This window comes from Amycolatopsis sp. FU40 (assembly GCF_021903635.1).
GTDB classification, from domain to species: domain Bacteria; phylum Actinomycetota; class Actinomycetes; order Mycobacteriales; family Pseudonocardiaceae; genus Amycolatopsis; species Amycolatopsis dendrobii.
In genome coordinates this window covers 3347953-3365218 of record NZ_CP091381.1, presented here as the reverse complement: position 1 = coordinate 3365218, position 17266 = coordinate 3347953, and the positions used below count along the sequence as shown (strand labels likewise).

Genomic DNA, 17266 nt, shown 5'->3' with positions numbered 1-17266 from the left:
GTCAGGAGACCGTGACCGCGGTGAACTTGACCTGCTGCTTGGGCTCGCCGGTCGAACCGTCCTGGCCGATCGCGCCGATGCCGTTCTTCGCGATCTTGTCGAGCACCTTCAGGCCTTCGTCGGAGATGCTGCCGAAGACCGTGTACTGCGGCTGCAGCGGCGCGTTGCCGTAGACCATGAAGAACTGGCTGCCGCCGCTGTTCGGCTGGCCGGTGTTGGCCATCGCGAGGATGCCGCGGCCGTACTTGGCGGTGTCGATGAACTCGTCCGGCACGGTGAAGCCGGGGCCGCCGCGGCCGTCCTTCATCACGTCGCCCTTGGCGTCCGGGTCGCCGCACTGCAGCATCTGCAGGTCGGTGACGCCGAGGCGGTGGCAGATCGTGTCGGTGAAGAAACCCTGCTTCGCGAGGGCCTCGAAGGCCTGCACGGTGCACGGCGCGAGCGCGCGGTCGAGCGTCATCGGGATGTCGCCCTGGGTGGTCTTCATCGTGATGTTCACGGTCCCGGACGAGGACACGTTCTTGCCGTCCGGCGGGGTCGCCTTCTTGCCCGACGGCGGCTTCCCGCTCGGGTCGGCCGGGTACGAGCACGTCGTCGGGTTCGGCAGCGCCTTGGGGCGCTTGGGGAGCGCGGTGCGCTCGGTGGGGATGTTCGTGACGCTCGGGACCGGCGGCGCGGAACTCGACGGCGGCGCGGCGGCCTGCTGGTCGCCGCTGCCCCCGCTGTTCACGATCCACACCACGAGACCGGCGACGATGAGGACCACACCGCCGACCACTCCAGCGCCCACGATCTTGCGTCGCTTCGCCTGTTCCGCCCGGCGCACGAGCTGCCGCTCGAGTTTGCGCTTTGCGGCTTCTCGGCGCTGCTGGTTGGTCGCCACCCGCCCTCCAGTTTCCGCTCGAAGTCACACGTCTGAGGTAGCGGCAGTGTATGGGCACAGCCTGTTAGGACTCCGTACAGGGGCGGCTAGTCTTCACCGGGTCGTGATCAAGGCCGCTTCCGGGGAGGAGGGTTCGGTGCTCGTCGCCGGGTTCGCCGCGGGTCCGCTGCGCTCGAATTGCTATCTGCTGGCCCCTGCCGCCGGGGGTCCGTGTCTCGTCGTCGACCCGGGCGAGGGGGCCGCCGAGCCGCTGGCCGAAGCGCTGACGGAGCACAGCCTGACGCCGGTCGCGCTGCTCGCCACGCACGGCCATCCGGACCACGTCGGCGCCGCTGCCGGGCTGTCGCGGGCGCACGACGCGCCGCTGCGGCTGCATCCGGGCGACGCCGAGTGGTACGACGGGCCCTTCGAACCGCTCGCCCCGGGAGAGATCGAGACGGCCGGGCTGACGGTCGGCGTCGTCCCGCTGCCCGGGCACACGCCGGGTTCGGTGGCGTTCACCGTCGAGACCGGGGAGGGTGGCAGGCTGGTGTTCACGGGGGACACGCTTTTCGCCGGATCGGTCGGGCGCACCGGCGGGTCCGGCTCCGACCTGGAGAATTCGTTGCGCACACTGCTCACGCTCGCCGACGACACCGTCGTGCTGCCCGGCCACGGACCGGCCACGACCATCGGCCGCGAGCGCGCCGCCAACCCCTTCGTGCCGGGAGCCGCGCAGTGACCGAGAAGCCGGCGGAACGCCTGCCGCTGTTCGCCGACGAGCCGAAGCTGCGCCGCCGCCGCGCGTGGTCGGGCGTCTTCGGCGTGCTGATCCTGGCCGCGGCGTTCGGCGGGATCGCCGGGCTGATCGGCGGGCAGCTGCCCGGGCTGATCGTCGCGGCGGTCGTCGCGCTGCCGTTGATCTACGTGGTGCTCTACGCGTTTCGCCGCCGGATCTGGCTGGAAGGCACGACGCTGGTGGTGCGCACGTGGGGCGTCCGGCGGGTGGACCTGCTGGAGGCGCCGCGGCTGGACGTGGTGATCAGCGACGTGCGCGGCACCCGGACGGTGGCGCTGCTGGTGAACGCGGGGCACCGGCGGCGTGCGGTGAAGCTCGACCTGGCGGTGTTTTCCGGGACCGGCGGCCGGGAGCTGGGGGCGTTGCAGCTGCGCCGGCTGGCGGACGCGGTGCTGAACAACACCGAGGCGAACGGGCTGGTGTTTTCGGAGCTGCTGGTGGCGGAGTTGCGGGCGGAGGCTCGGGGGGACGCGGTGGCTGAGCGGCCGTTGTACCGGCTGGCTTCGGCGGCTCCTTCGGGGAAGTACTTGCAGCGGTTTCCCATGGAGGCGGTTAGCCGGTTCGTGGCGACGCTGGGCTGACTACTCGCGTCCGGCGTGCTCCCGGCTGCGTTCTTCGAGGCCGTCCACGCGGGCGCGGATGCGGTCGAGCTGGTCGGCCAGTTCGGGGAGTTCTTCGGCGACGTAGGAGAGCAGCCGTTCGAGGTGGCGCAACGTCGCGCGGACCTCGTCGAGCGCGGCGGCGATCCGCGGGACCGTTTCGGCCGCTTCCAGCACCGACGCGAACAGGCGGCGGATCAGGTGCACGGTGACTCGGGGTCCGGCCAGGACGGCTGAGAACACAGCCCCTCCTCGGGTGCGGGTGTCGCGGTCTTCGTACCTCATCCGCGACACCCGCGTCCGGCCGGGTCAGCCAGCGTGTGGCTAGTGTGATTCAGCGGGGTTGGTGGTGCTGATGAGGTGCTCGACCGGCTCCCTCGCGGCGATCAAGGCGGCCAGGACCGTCGTCACCGGCACCGCCGCGACGATGCCGACCGAGCCAGCCAGCGTCCGGATGATCTCCGCGGCGATGTCCTCGCTGCCGAGCAGCGCGCCGAGGCCGACGCCGGAGATCGCGGAGTACAGCATCACCGGCAGCGCGGCGCCGGCGTAGGCCATCACCAGCGTGTTCACCGCGGAGCCGACGTGGTCCCGGCCGATCCGCAGGCCTGAGCTGTACAGCTCGCGCCAGCTGAGCGACGGGTTCGCGCGCCGCAGTTCCCAGACCGCGCTGGTCTGCGTGATCGTCACGTCGTCGAGCACGCCCAGCGCGCCGATCACGATCCCGGCCAGCAGCAGGCCTCTGGCGTCGATGCCGTGGCCGAGCGAGGCGATCAGCGTCGTGGTGCTGTCGTCGAGGCCGGTGAGCGACGCGGCGGCGGAGAAGATCGCCGACAGGATCCCGATCAGCGCGAGGCTGGCCAACGTGCCCAGCACGGCGACCGAGGTTCTCGCGGACAGGCCGTGCGTCAGGTACAGCGCGAGGAACATGATCGCGCCCGCTCCGGCGATCGCCACCACCAGCGGGTTCTCCCCGGCGAGGATCGCGGGCAGCACGAACAGCACGATCACCACGAAACTCAGCACCAGCGCGACCAGCGCGGCCAGTCCCTGCCAGCGGCCGAGCACGAGCACGGCGACCGCGAACAACGCGGCGAGCAGGACCAGCGGCGTGCCCCGCTGGAAATCGACGAGCGTGAACGACTGCGGATCGAGCGGATTGCCGCCGTTGTAGGCGAGCACGACCTTGTCGCCCGCGGTGAACCTCGGCGTGCTCGGCTCGATCGGGACGGTCAGCCGCACCGGTTTCCCCGCTGCCGGGCCGTCGGACATCCGCAGGTCGACGGTGAGGCACGGTTTCGCGTCCGGATCCGGCTGCGAGCCGACCTGCACTTGACCGGGCTGGAGACACGGGCCGGACGTGGCGGTCGTGATCGCGGCCTGGACCGGAGTGCCTTGCGGTACCGCGCTTTTCGGCAGCGAGCTGCCCCACGGGTACAGGACGATCATCCCGACGACGGTGACCAGCGCGAGCGGGGCGAGGAGCCAGATGAGGAGTTTGCGGACCCGTTGCGACGCCGGGGCGGCCGGGCCGTGTCCGTGTCCATGGCCGTGGCCGGTGTGCGGCGGGGTTTCCTTGGCCGGAGCGGGGTCTTGAGTGTCCTTTTCGGACTGCGCGGGCCGGGCCGGGGGACGGCGGCGGGCGCCGGGAGGCGGGGTGTCGCCGGGGCGGCGGGGCAGGCGCAGTTCGCCGGATCGGGCTCCGCCGCGGGAATCGGCGGAGCGCGAGGCCCCCGGTTGTGCCGAGCCGGGTTGGGTAGGCCTTGGCGCGGCGGCCCGCGGCCGCCGGGGCTCGCCGGGCCGTTCGGCTCGTCGTCCCGGTTCGCCGGTGCGCCCGGGATTGGCTGATCGCTCGGGGTTGCCGGGGCGCTCAGCGGGCCGTCCGCGCTCGCCGGCGCGTTCAGGATCGCCGGACCGCTCGACGGGCCGCCCGGGCTCAGCGGACCGGCCGGTGCGCTCGGCCGGTCGCCCGGGTTCGGCACGGCGCGCCCGGCGCGGTCCGTCCGGCCGGGCGCGCGGCGGCGAGACAGGCGGTGGCACGGCGGAGGACGGGGACGCGGGTTCGCCCGGCACTCGCGGCAGCGGGCCGGTGTCGTCGGGGTCCTGATCGGGGTAGTCGTGCGGTGCCACGGCGGACATCCTGCCTTCCCGGTTCGGGGTTCACCCGTACCGGGTGGGGGAGGAAGCGGGCGTTTCGTTCAGGCGTGCGCAGAACGCAGGTGCACCCGCCGATACGCCGAGGGCGGGGTGTCGAAATGGTCCAGAAACGCTTGCCGGAGCGTCTCCGTGGAACCGAATCCGCAGCGTCGCGCGATCGCGGTGAGCGGGAGGTCGGTGCCGGACAGCAGCCGGGCGGCGTGTTCCGCGCGCACGGTGCGCACGTATTTTCCCGGCGTGGTGCCGAGATGGGCGTCGAACAGCCGGGTCAGCTGGCGGGTGCTGATGCCGGCCTGGTTCGCGAGCGCGTGGGCGCCGAGGTCGTCGGCGAGGTGTTCGGCGACGTACGCGGTGAGGTCGCGGACCTGCCGGTGCTCGGGCGGCGGACCGGCGAGGAACATGCTCACCTGCGCCTGGTTTCCGGGCCGCTGGAGGTAAGTGACGAGCGAACGGGCGGCCTCGCGGGCGAGCGTCGGGCCGTGGTCCTCCTCGACGAACGCGAGGGTGAGGTCGAGCCCGCTGGTGACGCCCGCGGAGGTGTAGACGTCGCCGTGCCGCACGAAAAGCGGCACCGGGTCGACGGTCACCGACGGGTATTGCTCGGCGAGCCGCGACGCGTGCGACCAGTGCGTGGTGGCGCGGCGGCCGCTCAGCAGCCCCGCGGCGGCGAGCACGGTCGCCCCGGTGCAGACCGACGCCGTGCGTTTGCTCTGCTGCGACAGCCGGCGCACGTGGGCGAGCAGCCGCTCGTCCTTGGCGGCGGCGAGGTGGCCCAGCCCGCCCGCGACGACGAACGTGTCGAGCGGGCCGCGGATCTGGTCGATCCGGGCGTGCGGGGCGAGGGTGAGCCCGGACTGGCAAGTGAAGGGGATCCCGTCGACGGTGGCGAGCCGGACCTCGTACGGCCGGGCCGCGCCGAGCCGGGTCGCGGCGTCGAAAACGTCGGACACGCAGGCGATGTCGAGCAGTTCGGCGTCGGGGTACCCGAGGATCACGACCTGCCGGGCGGTACTCGGCATGGCCGCACCGTAGCAGCTCGCCCGGCCGGATCAACCGGGTTCGCAGGATTCCGGACACGCGTGTCCCGCGCCGCCCGCGCGCTCGGGAGGGTGGCGGCATGACCCAGAAAACCTTCGCGTTCGTCGTCTACCCCGGCCTGACGGTGCTCGACCTGGTGGGCCCGCTGCAGGTGATCAGCAGCCACGCGGCGCTCGACCCCTCGATCCGCGTAGTCGTGGTGGGGGAGACCTTGGAAACCACCGAGACCGACACGCCGTTGCGGATCGCGCCGAGCCACACCTTCGACCAGGTACCGGACCCGTCCTGGGTGCTGGTCCCCGGCGGGGCCGCGCCGACGCTGCGCGCGCTCGGCGACGAGAAGCTCATCGGCTACCTCCGCGCCGCGGCGGCCTCCGCTGAGCTGATGACGTCCGTGTGCTCCGGTTCGCTGCTGCTCGGCCAAGCTGGGTTGCTCGAAGGCCGCGAGGCGACGACGCACTGGACGTTCCTGGAGACGCTGCGCGCGTTCGGGGCCACGCCGGTCCGGCAGCGCTGGGCGGACACCGGTTCCGTGATCACCGCGGCCGGGGTGTCGGCGGGCATCGACCTCGCGCTGCACCTGGTGGAGCGGATGCGCGGGGCGGACGCCGCGCGGCTCGTCCAGTTCGGCATCGAATACGACCCGCAGCCGCCGCTCGGTCCGCTCGACTGGGCGCTCGCGCCGCGCGAGCAGATGCGGCCGTTCTTCGAGCACACAGTCCGGGAAGGTCTCGCCGATCAGCCCGGGCTGCGGGACAAGCTGCTCGCCCAGCGGTGACGATCCGGTGAACTGCCCCACCCGGCTGAGGCAGGACGGTTTGCCAGGGCCGCGCGGGCGCGTACCGTTCCGCCAATGGGTTCTCGCGGGGCGGCCGGGCTCACCGTCTTCACCAGCCGGAGGGACGGGGACATCGTGCTGGTCACAGCGGCGGGGGAGATCGACATCGCGTCGGTGGGGCAGTTCCGCTCCGCGCTGACGGCCGCCTCCGGAGCCGGCGGCAAACTGGTGGTGGACCTGTCGCGGGTCGGCTATCTCAGCTGCGCCGGGCTGCGCGCGCTCGAAGAGACGCGCCGCGTCCGGCCCGCGCTTTCGATCGTGGCGACCGGGCCGCTCGTGCTGCGCGCGTTCGCGGTGTCCGGGCTCGAGGCTCCGGTGCGCAGCGGCCTGCGCGAGGCGTGCGCCGCCGCGGGGGCGTGAATCGCCTGCCGGAATCTGGGTACCCGTGGGGTGGAACCGAGATCTGCTGAGGTGATCCGAGATGTCCACCAGCACGATGTCCGGCAAGACCGCGGTCTTCGGGGGCGCAGCGGGCCTCGCTGTGCTGGCCGGGCTGTACCTGATCGCCGTGCCGTGGCTGCTGCGCTTCGGCGGGGCGGCCGAACTCGCGGTGAGCAACACCGTCGCCGGGCTGGCGATCGTCGTCTTCGCCGCCATGCGGGCGCGGGATTCCGGCGCGCAGGCGCTGACCTGGGTGCTGCCGGTGCTCGGGGCCTGGGCCGCGGTGTCCCCGTTCCTGCTCCGGTACGGCGACGAGACAGTGCCGTCGGCCGGTGCGGTGACCGGCAACGTGATCGCCGGGGTCGTCGTGGCGGCCGGCGGCGCGGCGTTGCTCCTGCGCCGCCGCTGACGTCAGCTGAGCGCGTCGGCGAGCCAGCGGCTCCAGGCCGCGCTTTCGGCGGTCTCGTCGACGTCCGGGCGGAACAGGTGATGTCCGACCGCGACCGGCATGCCGAGCAGCGACCGTTCGTGGAACCGGTAGAGGGCGTCCTCGGTGCGGACCCCGGCGTAGTTCGGGGTCGAGTAGTCGAGGACGCCCTCTACTACTGCGTCGCCGACGCTGAACTGGACTGCTTGCCCCGCTGCGGGTTCAGCGGGCAGGCCGAGTGCCGCCAGCAGCTTCGGCCACGCGTCGCGGGTCGCCGAGGAGGCTGGGCCGTCTGCGGTCACGTACGTCGCGAAGCGGCCGGGGAAGTGGGCCAGCAGTTCGGCGAGCGTGTGCAGGTACATCTCCCAGCCGACGGCGAAGGACTCGTGGTACTCGTCGTCCCAGCCGTCCTGGACGAACCCGCGGTGCACGAATCGCAGTACGGAAGTGCCGCCTTCGGCCGCTTCCACGAGGAACTCCATCGCGTCGAACGTGCCGTCCTCGGCCGCCTCGCCCCGGTAGGCGAACCTGCGCGGGGGATCCCACTCGGTGATCTCCGCCTCGGTGCGCATTTCGCCGAGGCGGAACCGGATCCGCCTGGCCGCGGCGTCGACCTCGTGGCGGCCCATGAACCACGAATCGATGCCGGGCCCGGTCGCGACCGCCTCCCACACGGCGTCGGGCCCCGCGGGCAGCCGGACCTCTTTGCGCACCTCGAACTCGCGTGACATCTGCGGCGTCCCTCCTCGTGGCCGGTCCTCGTCACCGTGCCATTGACAACATTACCTGTCAATGCGGTGGCGGTTCCCCTGATCGGCGCCAGACTGCGAAGGGACTCTCACGAAGGGACGCAGGAGCATGGCGACGGTGGCCGACCAGTTGATCGACGTTCTGGTGCAATCCGGGGTGCGCCGGATCTACGGGGTGGTGGGCGACAGCCTCAACCCCGTGGTGGACGCGGTGCGCCGCACCGGGGGTTCGGCGCGCGGCGGGATCGACTGGGTGCACGTGCGCAACGAGGAGGCGGGCGCGTTCGCCGCCGCGGCCGAGGCGCAGCTCACCGGACGGCTCGCGGTGTGCGCGGGCAGCTGCGGGCCGGGCAACCTGCATTTGCTGCAAGGGGTCTACGACGCGCACCGCTCCGGGGCGCCGGTGCTCGCGATCGCGTCGCACATCCCGTCCACCCAGATCGGGACCGGATTCTTCCAGGAGACGCATCCGCAGCAGCTGTTCGCCGAATGCTCGCACTACTGCGAGATGGTGAGCTCGCCGGAGCAGATGCCGCGGCTCGCGCGGATCGCGGTGCAGAACGCGGTCGGGCGTCGCGGGGCTGCGGTGCTGGTGCTGCCCGGTGACGTGTCGCATGAGCCCGCCGCGCATGCCACGGGGGAGTCGGCTTCGCTGGGGAGCCCGCCCGCCGTGGTGCCTGCCGAGGCCGACATCGCTCGCCTCGCCGATCGGATCGATCGGGCGGAGAAGGTGATGATCATGGCGGGCGCCGGTTGCCGGGACGCGCACGACGAGGTGCTCGCGCTTGCCGAGGCCGCCGGGGCTCCGGTGGGGCATTCCTTGCGGGGCAAGGAGTTCGTGCAGTACTCGAATCCGTTCGATGTGGGGATGAGCGGGCTGCTCGGGTACGGGGCCTGTTACGAGGCGATGCACGAGGCTGATCTCGTGTTGCTGCTGGGGACGGACTTCCCGTACGACAACTTCCTGCCGCAGCGGAACACCGTGCAGGTGGACATCGATCCGTCGCGGATGGGACGCCGGTCGGTGCTGGAGTTCGGGGTGCAGGGGGATGTCGGGGCGACGATCCGGGCCGTGCTGCCTCGGTTGCGGAAGCGGGAGGACCGGTCGTTCCTGCATGCCATGCTGCGGAAGCACGAGCGGGGGCTGCAGCGGGTGGTCGACGCTTATACGAATGAGGTTTCGAAGCATATTCCGTTGCATCCGGAGTTTGTCGCGGATGTGCTGGACGAGGAAGCGGCTGAGGACGCGGTGTTCACTGTGGACACCGGGATGTGCAATGTGTGGGCGGCTCGGTACATCACGCCCAATGGGCGGCGGCGGATCCTCGGGTCGTTCGTGCACGGGAGCATGGCTAATGCGTTGCCGCATGCGATCGGGGCGCAGGCCGCGGATCCTGGGCGGCAGGTGGTCGCTATGTGCGGGGACGGCGGGCTCGCGATGCTGATGGGGGAGTTGTTGACGCTCAAGACGCACGCCTTGCCGGTCAAGGCTGTGGTGTTCAACAACTCTTCGCTGGGAATGGTGAAGCTGGAAATGCTCGTGGACGGGCTGCCGGAGTTCGGTACCGACCACGATCAGGTCGATTTCGCCGGGATTGCCCGGGCGGCCGGGTTGTATGCGCGGCGGGCGGAGAAGCCCGGGGAGGTTCGGGACGGGATCCGGGATATTTTGGCGCATGACGGGCCCGCGGTGCTGGATGTGGTTACGGATCCCAATGCGTTGTCTATTCCGCCTAATATTACTGCTGCGCAGGTTAAGGGGTTTGCGTTGGCGGCCAGCAAGACGGTGTTGAGCGGGGGTGTGGGGAAGATGCTGGAGTTGGCCAAGTCTAATTTGCGGAATATTCCTCGGCCTTGAGGGGGGAGGGCGGCTCGTCGCCTGGCGGCGACATTGCCTCGTGAGTGGTTGCTTGGGCACCCCGATTTTTTAGTGTGACTACGGCGCGGGAGTGCTTGTCAAGGCGGGAAAGATGCCTTGACAAGCACTCCCGCGCCGTGTTTTTGGCTTTGTATCGGGGTGGGGGAGGTGTGGGTGCCTTGGTGGGTTGGGTGCGCTTGCTGCGGTTTGGGGGTGGCGGGCGGAGGGTGCGTGAGGGGAACCCTCGTTGACTTGATTTCCTCAGGGTTCCCCTCACGTACTTTTGGCCGCGGTTATTCGGTTTCGGCCATGGCTTCCGCGAATTGGGCCGCGTACAGGCGGGAGTAGGCGCCGCCTGCGTTGATGAGGGTTTCGTGGTTGCCTTGCTCCACGATGTTGCCGTTTTCCATCACCAGGATGACGTCCGCGTCCCGGATGGTGGAGAGGCGGTGGGCGATCACGAAGCTCGTGCGGCCGGTGCGCAGGGAGTTCATGGCGTGCTGGATCAGGACCTCGGTGCGAGTGTCCACCGAGCTGGTCGCCTCGTCCAGGATGAGGATCGCCGGCCTCGCCAGGAACGCCCGGGCGACGGTGATCAGCTGTTTCTCGCCCGCGCTGACGGTGCCGCCCTCGTCGTCCAGGACTGTGTCGTAGCCGTCGGGCAGCGTGCGGACGAAGCGGTCCACGTAGGTTGCCTTCGCGGCTTCGACGACCTGTTCGCGGGTCACGTTGTCCGCGCCGTACGCGATGTTCTCCGCGATCGTGCCGCCGAACAGCCAGGCGTCTTGCAGGACCATGCCGGTCTTCGAGCGCAGTTCCTCGCGGTCCATCGCCTTGATGTCGACGCCGTCCAGGGTGATCCGGCCGCCGTCGATTTCGTAGAACCGCATCAGGAGGTTGACCAGCGTGGTCTTGCCCGCGCCGGTCGGGCCGACGATCGCGACGGTGTGGCCGGGGTCGACCGACAGCGACAGGTCTTCGATGAGCGGCGTGTCCTTCAGGTAGCGGAACGACACGTGCTCGAATTCGACCTGCCCGCGCACGACCTCGGGGCGCTGCGGGTGCTCCGGCTCCGGTTCCTGTTCCTTGGCGTCCAGCAGCGCGAACACCCGCTCCGCCGAGGCGACGCCGGACTGCAGCAGGTTCGCCATGCTCGCGATCTGCGTGACCGGCTGGCTGAACTGGCGCGAGTACTGGATGAACGCCTGCACGTCGCCCAGCGTCAGGGTGCCCGAAGCGACTCGCAGGGCGCCCACGACGGCGACGAGCACGTAGCTCAGGTTGCCGATGAACATCATGCCCGGCTGGATCGTGCCGGAGATGAACGACGCCTTGAAGCTCGCCTCGTACAGCGCCTCGTTCTGCTGCCGGAAGACCTCCTCGGCCTCCTTGCCGCGGCCGAAGACGTGCACCAGCGAGTGGCCCGAGTACATCTCCTCGATGTGCGCGTTGAGCTTCCCGGTCGTCGACCACTGCCGGATGAACTGCGGCTGCGCGCGTTTGCCGATCTTGGCCGCGACGAACACCGACACCGGCACCGTCAGCAGCACGATCGCGCCCAGCAGCGGCGAGATCACGAACATCATCACCAGCACGCCCAGCACGGTGAACAGCGACGTGACGATCTGCGACAGCGTCTGCTGCAGCGACTGCGCCAGGTTGTCGATGTCGTTGGTGACCCGGCTCAGCACCTCGCCGCGCGGCTGGCGGTCGAAATAGCGCAGCGGCAGCCGCGCGAACTTCTCCTCGATGTCCTGGCGCAGCCGGAACACCGCGCCCTGCACGAGGTTCGTCGTGAGCCGCGCCTGGATGACGCCCAGGAACGACGCGAAGACGTACAGCGCCAGCACGATCATCAGCACCTGGCCGACCGCGGTGAAGTCGACGCCGTGGCCGGGCATCAGGTCGACGCTGGTGAACATGTCGGCCAGGGTGTTTTCCCCGCGTGCCCGCAGGCCCTCGATCACCTGCTCCTTGGTCGCGCCCGCGGGCAGATGCCTGCTGGTCACGCCGGCGAAAATCAGGTCCGTCGCGCGGGCCAGCACCTTCGGCCCGAGCACGGTCAGCGCGACGCCGATCGCGCCGAGCACCAGGACTCCGGCCAGCGCCGCTCGTTGCGGGCGCAGCAGCCGCAGCAAGCGTGCGAGCGAGCCCTTGAAATCGAGCGCTTTCTCGGCGGGCATGCCCGCCGACATCATCCGGCCGGGCCCCGCTGCCGGTTGCGGCCGGGTCTTGTCGCGCGCGACGGCGGCTGGTTCGTCTTCGTCGCGGGCGGTGGCGGTTTTCGTTTCCTCGCTCACGCCGCCTCCTGTGTCTTGCGGGACACCCGCACCCGGCCGGCGTCGTGAGTCGGCTGACGCGATTGTGTACTCACGCCGCCTCCTGCTCGGTCAGCTGCGAAAGCACGATTTCCCGGTAGGTTTCGTTGGTGTCCATCAGCTCGTGGTGGGTTCCGGTGCCGACGACGCGGCCGTCGTCGAGCACGATGATCCGGTCCGCGCCGCGGATCGTGCTGACCCGCTGCGCGACGATGACGACGGTCGCGTCGCGGGTTTCGTCGGCGAGCGCGCGGCGCAGCGCGGCGTCGGTGGCGTAGTCGAGCGCGCTGAACGAGTCGTCGAACAGGTAGATCTCCGGCCGGTGCACCAGCATCCGCGCGATCGCGAGCCGCTGCCGCTGCCCGCCCGAGACGTTCGTGCCGCCCTGGGCGATGGGGGAGTCGAGGCCCTGTTCCATCCGTTCCACGAAGTCCTTGCCCTGCGCGACTTCCAGCGCGTGCCAGAGCTCCTCGTCCGTCGCGTCCGGATTGCCGTAGCGGAGGTTGCTGGCGACCGTGCCGGCGAACAGGTACGGCTTTTGCGGCACCATGCTGACCACCGACGACAGCACCGCCGGATCGAGCCGGCGCACGTCCACGCCGTCCACCCGGACCGAGCCCTCGGTGGCGTCCATCAGCCGCGGGATCAGGTTGAGCAGCGTCGTTTTCCCGCTGCCCGTGCTGCCGATGATCGCGGTGGTCTCGCCGGGCCGCGCGAAGAGGGAAACGTCTTGCAGCACCGGCTTTTCCGCGCCGGGGTACCGGAATTCGACGCCGGTGAGGTCGAGGTGCCCGCGCTCGGCTCCGGCAGGCTGCGGCTCGTCCGGCGGACGCACGCTCGATTCGGTGTCCAGCACCTCGGTGATCCGCTCGGCGCTGACCTCCGCGCGCGGCACCATCATGAACATGAAGGTGGCCATCATGACCGCCATCAGGATCTGCAGCAGATAGGCCAGGAACGCGGTGAGCGCGCCGATCTGCATGGCCTCGCTGTCGACCCGCTGCCCGCCGAACCACAGCACGGCGACGCTCGACACGTTCACCACCAGCATCACGGTGGGGAACATCAGCGCGATCAGCCTGCCGACCCGCAGCGAGACGGTGAACAGCTCGTCGTTGGCGCGGCCGAAACGCTCGCGTTCGTGCTGGTCCCGCACGAACGCGCGGATCACCCGGATGCCCATGATCTGCTCGCGCATGACCTGGTTGATCCGGTCGAGGCGCACCTGCATGAGCCGGAACGCCGAGCGCATCCGCATGACGATGAGCCCGATCGCGACCCCCAGCACCGGCACGATGACCACCAGCAGCGACGACAGCGGGACGTCCTGCTGCAGCGCGAGCAGGATGCCGCCGACGCACATGATCGGCGCGGACACCATCAGCGTGAAGGTGAGGCCGGCGAGCAGCTGGATCTGCTGGACGTCGTTGGTGGTGCGGGTGATCAGCGACGGCGTGCCGAATTTGCCGATCTCGCGGGCGGAGAAATCCTGCACGCGGTGGAAGACTCCGGCGCGGATGTCGCGGCCGACCGCCGACGCGATGCGGGAACCGTAGTAGACGGCCCCGATCGACCCGGCGATCTGCACCAGCGTGATCAGCAGCATCACGCCGCCGGTCTTCACGATGTAGCCGGTGTCGCCTTTGACGAGGCCGCCGTCGATGATGTCGGCGTTGAGCGTGGGCAGGTACAGCGCGGCGATCGTCTGCACCAGTTGCAGCGCGACGACGAGCCACAGCGCGGCCCGGTACGGGCGCAGGTAGCTGCGCAACAGTTTGACCAGCACGGTCGGGCACTCCCCCAAAAAAAGTGGCGTCGGTTCGGGTCTAGCGGGCCGCGCCGGACGCGGCCAGTGCCGGCATCCCGGCGGCTGCCTCCCGCAGGAGGCCGGTGAAGGCGGATACGAACTCTTCGTCGTCGGAGTCCGAATTGAGCCAGGTGTCGAAGGCGATGCGCGAAGCGTTCTGCACAATGCTCGCCATCAGCCGGGCGTGCAACGGATTTGCGTGCTCGCCCGCTCGTTCGGCGATGGCGTCGGCCAGCACGCGTTCGACGGCGGCGTACGCGCGCAGCATCTCGGCGAACAAGCCGCCGTTCTCCATCATCGCGCGAACCCGCCGCACGTCCTCGCGCTTCGGGCGTTCGTCCTCGGCGAACCGCGTGATCGACGCGTTGACGACCGCGTCCCACAGCGGCTCGTCGGCGGGCCTCGCCAGAAGCGCTTCGCGCACGCGCTCCTGCCGTTCGACGACGAACGCGCAGACAGCTTCCTCCTTGCTGGAAAAGTAGTTGTTGAAGGTGCGCGCGGACACGCCCACCTCGTTCGCGATGTCCTCCACCCGAAGCTGTTCGACGCCCCGCTCGAGCGCGATCCGCAGCGCGGCTTCGGCGAGCGCCCTTCGCGCGGCCCGTTTCTTGCGCTCGCGCAGGCCCAGAGGGGCGGTGGAGGTCACCGGGCCGAGAGTAGCAGCGAAAGTTGCGCGATGCGAAAAATTATGCGGACCGCGAAAAGTTGCGTTCTCGCAGGGGGCGGGGCGGCTGGAGACACGGAAGGATCGTCGCGGTCCGCTGTCACTGGCGCGTCACCCCGGCCCTCGTGAGGGTTGATCGCAGGTTTTCCCGAACTTCGCCGAGCACGCCGGCACGGACGCCGCGACCGCGTTCGCCGACGAATTCGGTTCGCTCGGTTTCGCCTGAAACACAACGGCTTATCCCCGTTCGTCCTCCTCGGCGGCAACCTTGATCAAGAGGGTGGACAAGCGCTTCCCGGGCTCCCTAGCCTGTGTCCGGCAGATATCTGAACACTCGTTTGGCAACTTTCGGCCGCCCGCGAACCCCCGGTTCCGCGGCGAATCCGGAAAGGACCGGCATGTTCCACCTTGACCATTTCTGCCTCGGCGCCCGCGACCTGGGCGAGGGCGTCCGCCGGGTGCGGGAGGAAACCGGGCTCGCCAGCTACGACGGGGGCGCCTTCGCGGCAGGCATCGCGAACACGATCTTCCCGCTCGGCGGGGACGTCTACCTGGAGGTCGAGGCGGTGACTGCCCCGGCGGCCGAGCGGGACGAGGGGGTCGCGTGGTTCGACCGGGTGGTCGCGGACGGCGACCGGTGGATGTTCTGGAGCCTGCGCGCCGACACGCTCGACGAGATGGCCGAGGTCGCGCAGCGGCTCGGCGGCGAGGTGGCGCGGCTTCCCGGGCGTGTCCAGCCGGACGGCGCCCAGCGCATCATCACCACCGCGCCCGGCCCCGGCCGCGCACTCGACACGTGCTGGCGGCGGGGCCTGCCGAACTGGTTTTACCGCGAGGATCCGGCCGCCAACCCTGATCGCGGGGCGGCGGAGGACGGTGAGCGCGGGGCAGCGGTGACCGGGTTGGAGATCGGTGCGGACGCCGGGGAACTGCGGGAGCACATCGGCGCCGAGACCTTCGACCGGTTGCCGCTGACGGTCGTGTCCGGACGGCCGGGCGTGCACGCGGTCACGGTGCGCACCGCGTCCGGGCGCGAGGTCGCGCTGCGCAGGGACCCGGCCGAGTTGTAGCGACGCGTTTTCGGGAGCGCACCTGCCGTTTCGTGCCAGGATGAACACATGTTCGACGGACTGCGCACGATCGTGTAGCCGGTCGGCGATCTGGCCGCGGCCAAGGAGCGGCGGACCCGGATGCTCGGGGTGCCGCCGTACTTCGGCGAGCCGTTCTGCGTCGGCTGCCGCGTTCACGGGTACGAACTGGCGCTCGACCCGAACGGCCGCGCGGAGAACGGCGACGGGCCGGTGACGTACTGGGGCGTGCCGGAGGTGGAAGCCGCGGTGGCGAAGCTGGGTCGGCGAGGGCGCGGCCGAGCACTCGGCAGTGACCGATTTGGGCGGCGGGATCCGCACCGCGCCGGACGGGAACCTGGTCGGGGTGATCGAGAACCCGCATTTCCCGGGTGCTCCGGCTTGAGCAGAGCGTCGGCCGCGGCCGTCGTGCTGCTGCTCGGTGCCGGACTGGTCGCGGCCCAGCCGTCGGCGCCGGCGCCGCGGACGTATCTCCTCGTCACCGGCGTCGCCGACGCCGACCGGACCGGGCGGGTCTGCGGGGACCGGCCGATCGCGCCGGATTTCCCGGCCCCGGACCCGGAGGCGGCCGCCGGTAAGCGGCTGCGCACGCGCGGCGCCTGCGCGTAGCCCCCGGACCTGCGCGGACTGTCGGATTCGGACGATCGCGGCTACGGTGGTCACCGAGCGTGAATACGGACCGGCGAACTCGGCGGAGGTGCGCGCCATGCGGTCGATGTGGAAGGGCTCGGTGTCCTTCGGGCTGGTCAGCATCCCGATCCAGCTGTACGCGGCGACCGAGAACAAGAACGTGTCGCTGCGCCAGGTGCACGTCGCCGACGGCGGGCGGATCCAGTACAAGCGGTTCTGCTCGATCGACGGCGAGGAGGTGCCCTACTCCGACATCGCCAAGGGCTACGAGCTGCCCGACGGCGAGATGGTCGTGATCACCGACGCCGACCTCGCCGAACTGCCGCTGCCCACCCAGCATGCGATCGACGTGCTCGAATTCGTGCCGCTGGAGTCGATCGACCCGATCCGGTTCGACCGCACCTACTACCTGGAGCCGCAGAAGAACGCGGTGAAGCCGTACGTGGTGCTGCGCGACGCGCTGCAGAAGGCGAGCCATGTGGCGATCGCGAAGGTCGCGGTGCGCCAGCGGGAGAGCCTGGCGCTGCTGCGCGTCGTGGACGACGTGCTCGTGATGACCACGATGCTGTGGGCCGACGAGGTCCGTGTCCCGGATTTCCCGTTCCTGCACGAGGATCCGCCGCAGGTCCGCGCGCAGGAGGTGACGATGGCGGGGTCGCTGATCGACTCGCTGTCCGAGCCGGTGTTCGAACCGGAGAAATACTCGGACTCCTACCGGGAAGCGCTCGAGGCGATGATCGAGGCGAAGGCGGGCGGCGGCCAGACGGTCGGCGCGCCGAAACAGGGGGAGAAGGCCGAGGTCGTCGACCTGATGGCGGCGCTGGAGGCCAGCGTGTCGGCGGCGAAGAAGACCCGCGGGCCCGCCAAGGAGACGAAAAAGGCCGCGGGCGAAGGCAAAGCGGCGGCGAAGAAACCGGCGGCGCGGGCTCGGCGGCCGAAGAGCGCCTGAGCGGGGGTTCCGCCGGCGCGCGGCGAGCTGTTCCACGACCCGGAACAGTGAAATTTCACTGCTGTCGGCCGGAAAACGCCGGTCGTCACGCCCGGTGAGCGA

General features: G+C 70.3%; 17 protein-coding genes. 9 read left to right on the top strand and 8 right to left on the bottom strand.

Features of this window, described 5'->3' with window-relative positions:
• Nucleotide 1 precedes the first annotated feature (1 nt).
• Nucleotides 2–883 carry a peptidylprolyl isomerase gene (locus L3Q65_RS16395; RefSeq protein ID WP_182888796.1) on the bottom strand — a complete coding sequence of 294 codons (882 nt, stop codon included), beginning with the start codon at nt 881–883 and terminating at the stop codon, nt 2–4.
• Nucleotides 884–1019: 136 nt separating this feature from the next.
• Between L3Q65_RS16395 and L3Q65_RS16390 the strand changes: the two genes are divergently transcribed.
• Both L3Q65_RS16390 and L3Q65_RS16385 read left to right on the top strand, forming a co-directional pair.
• Nucleotides 1020–1604 carry an MBL fold metallo-hydrolase gene (locus L3Q65_RS16390; RefSeq protein ID WP_237600896.1) on the top strand — a complete coding sequence of 195 codons (585 nt, stop codon included), beginning with the start codon at nt 1020–1022 and terminating at the stop codon, nt 1602–1604.
• On the top strand, nt 1601–2242 hold the full coding sequence (locus L3Q65_RS16385) for a hypothetical protein (RefSeq protein ID WP_182888797.1): 642 nt from the start codon (nt 1601–1603) through the stop codon (nt 2240–2242). Before L3Q65_RS16390 ends, L3Q65_RS16385 begins: the two co-directional genes overlap by 4 nt.
• Here the strand turns inward: L3Q65_RS16385 and L3Q65_RS16380 are convergent, their stop codons facing one another.
• The 3 genes from L3Q65_RS16380 to L3Q65_RS16370 form a co-directional block, all read right to left on the bottom strand.
• Nucleotides 2243–2503 (bottom strand): hypothetical protein, encoded by a 261-nt coding sequence (locus L3Q65_RS16380; RefSeq protein ID WP_182888798.1) that lies wholly within the window; start codon nt 2501–2503, stop codon nt 2243–2245.
• Nucleotides 2504–2584: 81 nt separating this feature from the next.
• On the bottom strand, nt 2585–4399 hold the full coding sequence (locus L3Q65_RS16375) for a YibE/F family protein (RefSeq protein ID WP_237600171.1): 1815 nt from the start codon (nt 4397–4399) through the stop codon (nt 2585–2587).
• A gap of 59 nt (nt 4400–4458) precedes the next feature.
• Nucleotides 4459–5436, bottom strand: coding sequence for a GlxA family transcriptional regulator (locus L3Q65_RS16370; RefSeq protein ID WP_237600170.1), 978 nt, complete (start codon nt 5434–5436; stop codon nt 4459–4461).
• Between the two features lie 98 nt (nt 5437–5534).
• Here L3Q65_RS16370 and L3Q65_RS16365 point away from each other — a divergent pair, with 98 nt between their 5' ends.
• The 3 genes from L3Q65_RS16365 to L3Q65_RS16355 all read left to right on the top strand — a co-directional run bounded on the left by L3Q65_RS16365 (nt 5535) and on the right by L3Q65_RS16355 (nt 7083).
• Nucleotides 5535–6233 (top strand): DJ-1/PfpI family protein, encoded by a 699-nt coding sequence (locus L3Q65_RS16365; protein ID WP_182888801.1) that lies wholly within the window; start codon nt 5535–5537, stop codon nt 6231–6233.
• A 75-nt stretch (nt 6234–6308) separates the two neighbouring features.
• Nucleotides 6309–6653 (top strand): STAS domain-containing protein, encoded by a 345-nt coding sequence (locus tag L3Q65_RS16360; protein WP_182888802.1) that lies wholly within the window; start codon nt 6309–6311, stop codon nt 6651–6653.
• A 61-nt stretch (nt 6654–6714) separates the two neighbouring features.
• Nucleotides 6715–7083, top strand: a complete 369-nt coding sequence (locus L3Q65_RS16355; protein WP_237600169.1) for an SPW repeat protein — start codon at nt 6715–6717, stop codon at nt 7081–7083.
• Nucleotides 7084–7085: 2 nt separating this feature from the next.
• Here L3Q65_RS16355 and L3Q65_RS16350 read toward each other — a convergent pair whose 3' ends face one another.
• The gene (locus tag L3Q65_RS16350; RefSeq protein ID WP_182888804.1) at nt 7086–7832 is read right to left on the bottom strand and encodes an SRPBCC domain-containing protein; all 747 of its coding nucleotides are present in this window, start codon (nt 7830–7832) and stop codon (nt 7086–7088) included.
• 127 nt (nt 7833–7959) lie between these two features.
• Between L3Q65_RS16350 and L3Q65_RS16345 the strand changes: the two genes are divergently transcribed.
• On the top strand, nt 7960–9708 hold the full coding sequence (locus L3Q65_RS16345) for a pyruvate dehydrogenase (RefSeq protein WP_237600168.1): 1749 nt from the start codon (nt 7960–7962) through the stop codon (nt 9706–9708).
• Between the two features lie 293 nt (nt 9709–10001).
• On the opposite strand, the gene L3Q65_RS16340 is transcribed toward L3Q65_RS16345, so the two are convergent.
• The 3 genes from L3Q65_RS16340 to L3Q65_RS16330 form a co-directional block, all read right to left on the bottom strand.
• The gene (locus tag L3Q65_RS16340; RefSeq protein ID WP_220506621.1) at nt 10002–11891 is read right to left on the bottom strand and encodes an ABC transporter ATP-binding protein; all 1890 of its coding nucleotides are present in this window, start codon (nt 11889–11891) and stop codon (nt 10002–10004) included.
• A gap of 187 nt (nt 11892–12078) precedes the next feature.
• Nucleotides 12079–13812 carry an ABC transporter ATP-binding protein gene (locus L3Q65_RS16335; protein ID WP_182888807.1) on the bottom strand — a complete coding sequence of 578 codons (1734 nt, stop codon included), beginning with the start codon at nt 13810–13812 and terminating at the stop codon, nt 12079–12081.
• Nucleotides 13813–13852: 40 nt separating this feature from the next.
• The gene (locus L3Q65_RS16330; RefSeq protein WP_237600167.1) at nt 13853–14479 is read right to left on the bottom strand and encodes a TetR/AcrR family transcriptional regulator; all 627 of its coding nucleotides are present in this window, start codon (nt 14477–14479) and stop codon (nt 13853–13855) included.
• A 416-nt stretch (nt 14480–14895) separates the two neighbouring features.
• Here L3Q65_RS16330 and L3Q65_RS16325 point away from each other — a divergent pair, with 416 nt between their 5' ends.
• The 3 genes from L3Q65_RS16325 (at nt 14896) to L3Q65_RS16315 (ending at nt 17164) form a co-directional block, all read left to right on the top strand.
• Nucleotides 14896–15567 carry a VOC family protein gene (locus tag L3Q65_RS16325; RefSeq protein WP_220506565.1) on the top strand — a complete coding sequence of 224 codons (672 nt, stop codon included), beginning with the start codon at nt 14896–14898 and terminating at the stop codon, nt 15565–15567.
• 399 nt (nt 15568–15966) lie between these two features.
• Nucleotides 15967–16194, top strand: coding sequence for a hypothetical protein (locus L3Q65_RS16320; protein ID WP_182888810.1), 228 nt, complete (start codon nt 15967–15969; stop codon nt 16192–16194).
• A gap of 97 nt (nt 16195–16291) precedes the next feature.
• Nucleotides 16292–17164: a Ku protein gene (locus L3Q65_RS16315; RefSeq protein WP_182888811.1), complete on the top strand. Its 873-nt coding sequence runs from the start codon at nt 16292–16294 to the stop codon at nt 17162–17164.
• Nucleotides 17165–17266: the final 102 nt, after the last annotated feature.

Bases quoted from the DNA above. Each gene is read 5' to 3' on its own strand.
- L3Q65_RS16355 (WP_237600169.1), top strand. From the start codon at position 6,715: ATGTCCACCAGCACGATGTCCGGCAAGACCGCGGTCTTCGGGGGCGCA.
- L3Q65_RS16315 (WP_182888811.1), top strand. From the start codon at position 16,292: ATGCGGTCGATGTGGAAGGGCTCGGTGTCCTTCGGGCTGGTCAGCATC.
- L3Q65_RS16325 (WP_220506565.1), top strand. From the start codon at position 14,896: ATGTTCCACCTTGACCATTTCTGCCTCGGCGCCCGCGACCTGGGCGAG.
- L3Q65_RS16370 (WP_237600170.1), bottom strand. From the start codon at position 5,436: ATGCCGAGTACCGCCCGGCAGGTCGTGATCCTCGGGTACCCCGACGCC.
- L3Q65_RS16350 (WP_182888804.1), bottom strand. From the start codon at position 7,832: ATGTCACGCGAGTTCGAGGTGCGCAAAGAGGTCCGGCTGCCCGCGGGG.
- L3Q65_RS16365 (WP_182888801.1), top strand. From the start codon at position 5,535: ATGACCCAGAAAACCTTCGCGTTCGTCGTCTACCCCGGCCTGACGGTG.
- L3Q65_RS16345 (WP_237600168.1), top strand. From the start codon at position 7,960: ATGGCGACGGTGGCCGACCAGTTGATCGACGTTCTGGTGCAATCCGGG.
- L3Q65_RS16360 (WP_182888802.1), top strand. From the start codon at position 6,309: ATGGGTTCTCGCGGGGCGGCCGGGCTCACCGTCTTCACCAGCCGGAGG.
- L3Q65_RS16340 (WP_220506621.1), bottom strand. From the start codon at position 11,891: ATGCCCGCCGAGAAAGCGCTCGATTTCAAGGGCTCGCTCGCACGCTTG.
- L3Q65_RS16375 (WP_237600171.1), bottom strand. From the start codon at position 4,399: ATGTCCGCCGTGGCACCGCACGACTACCCCGATCAGGACCCCGACGAC.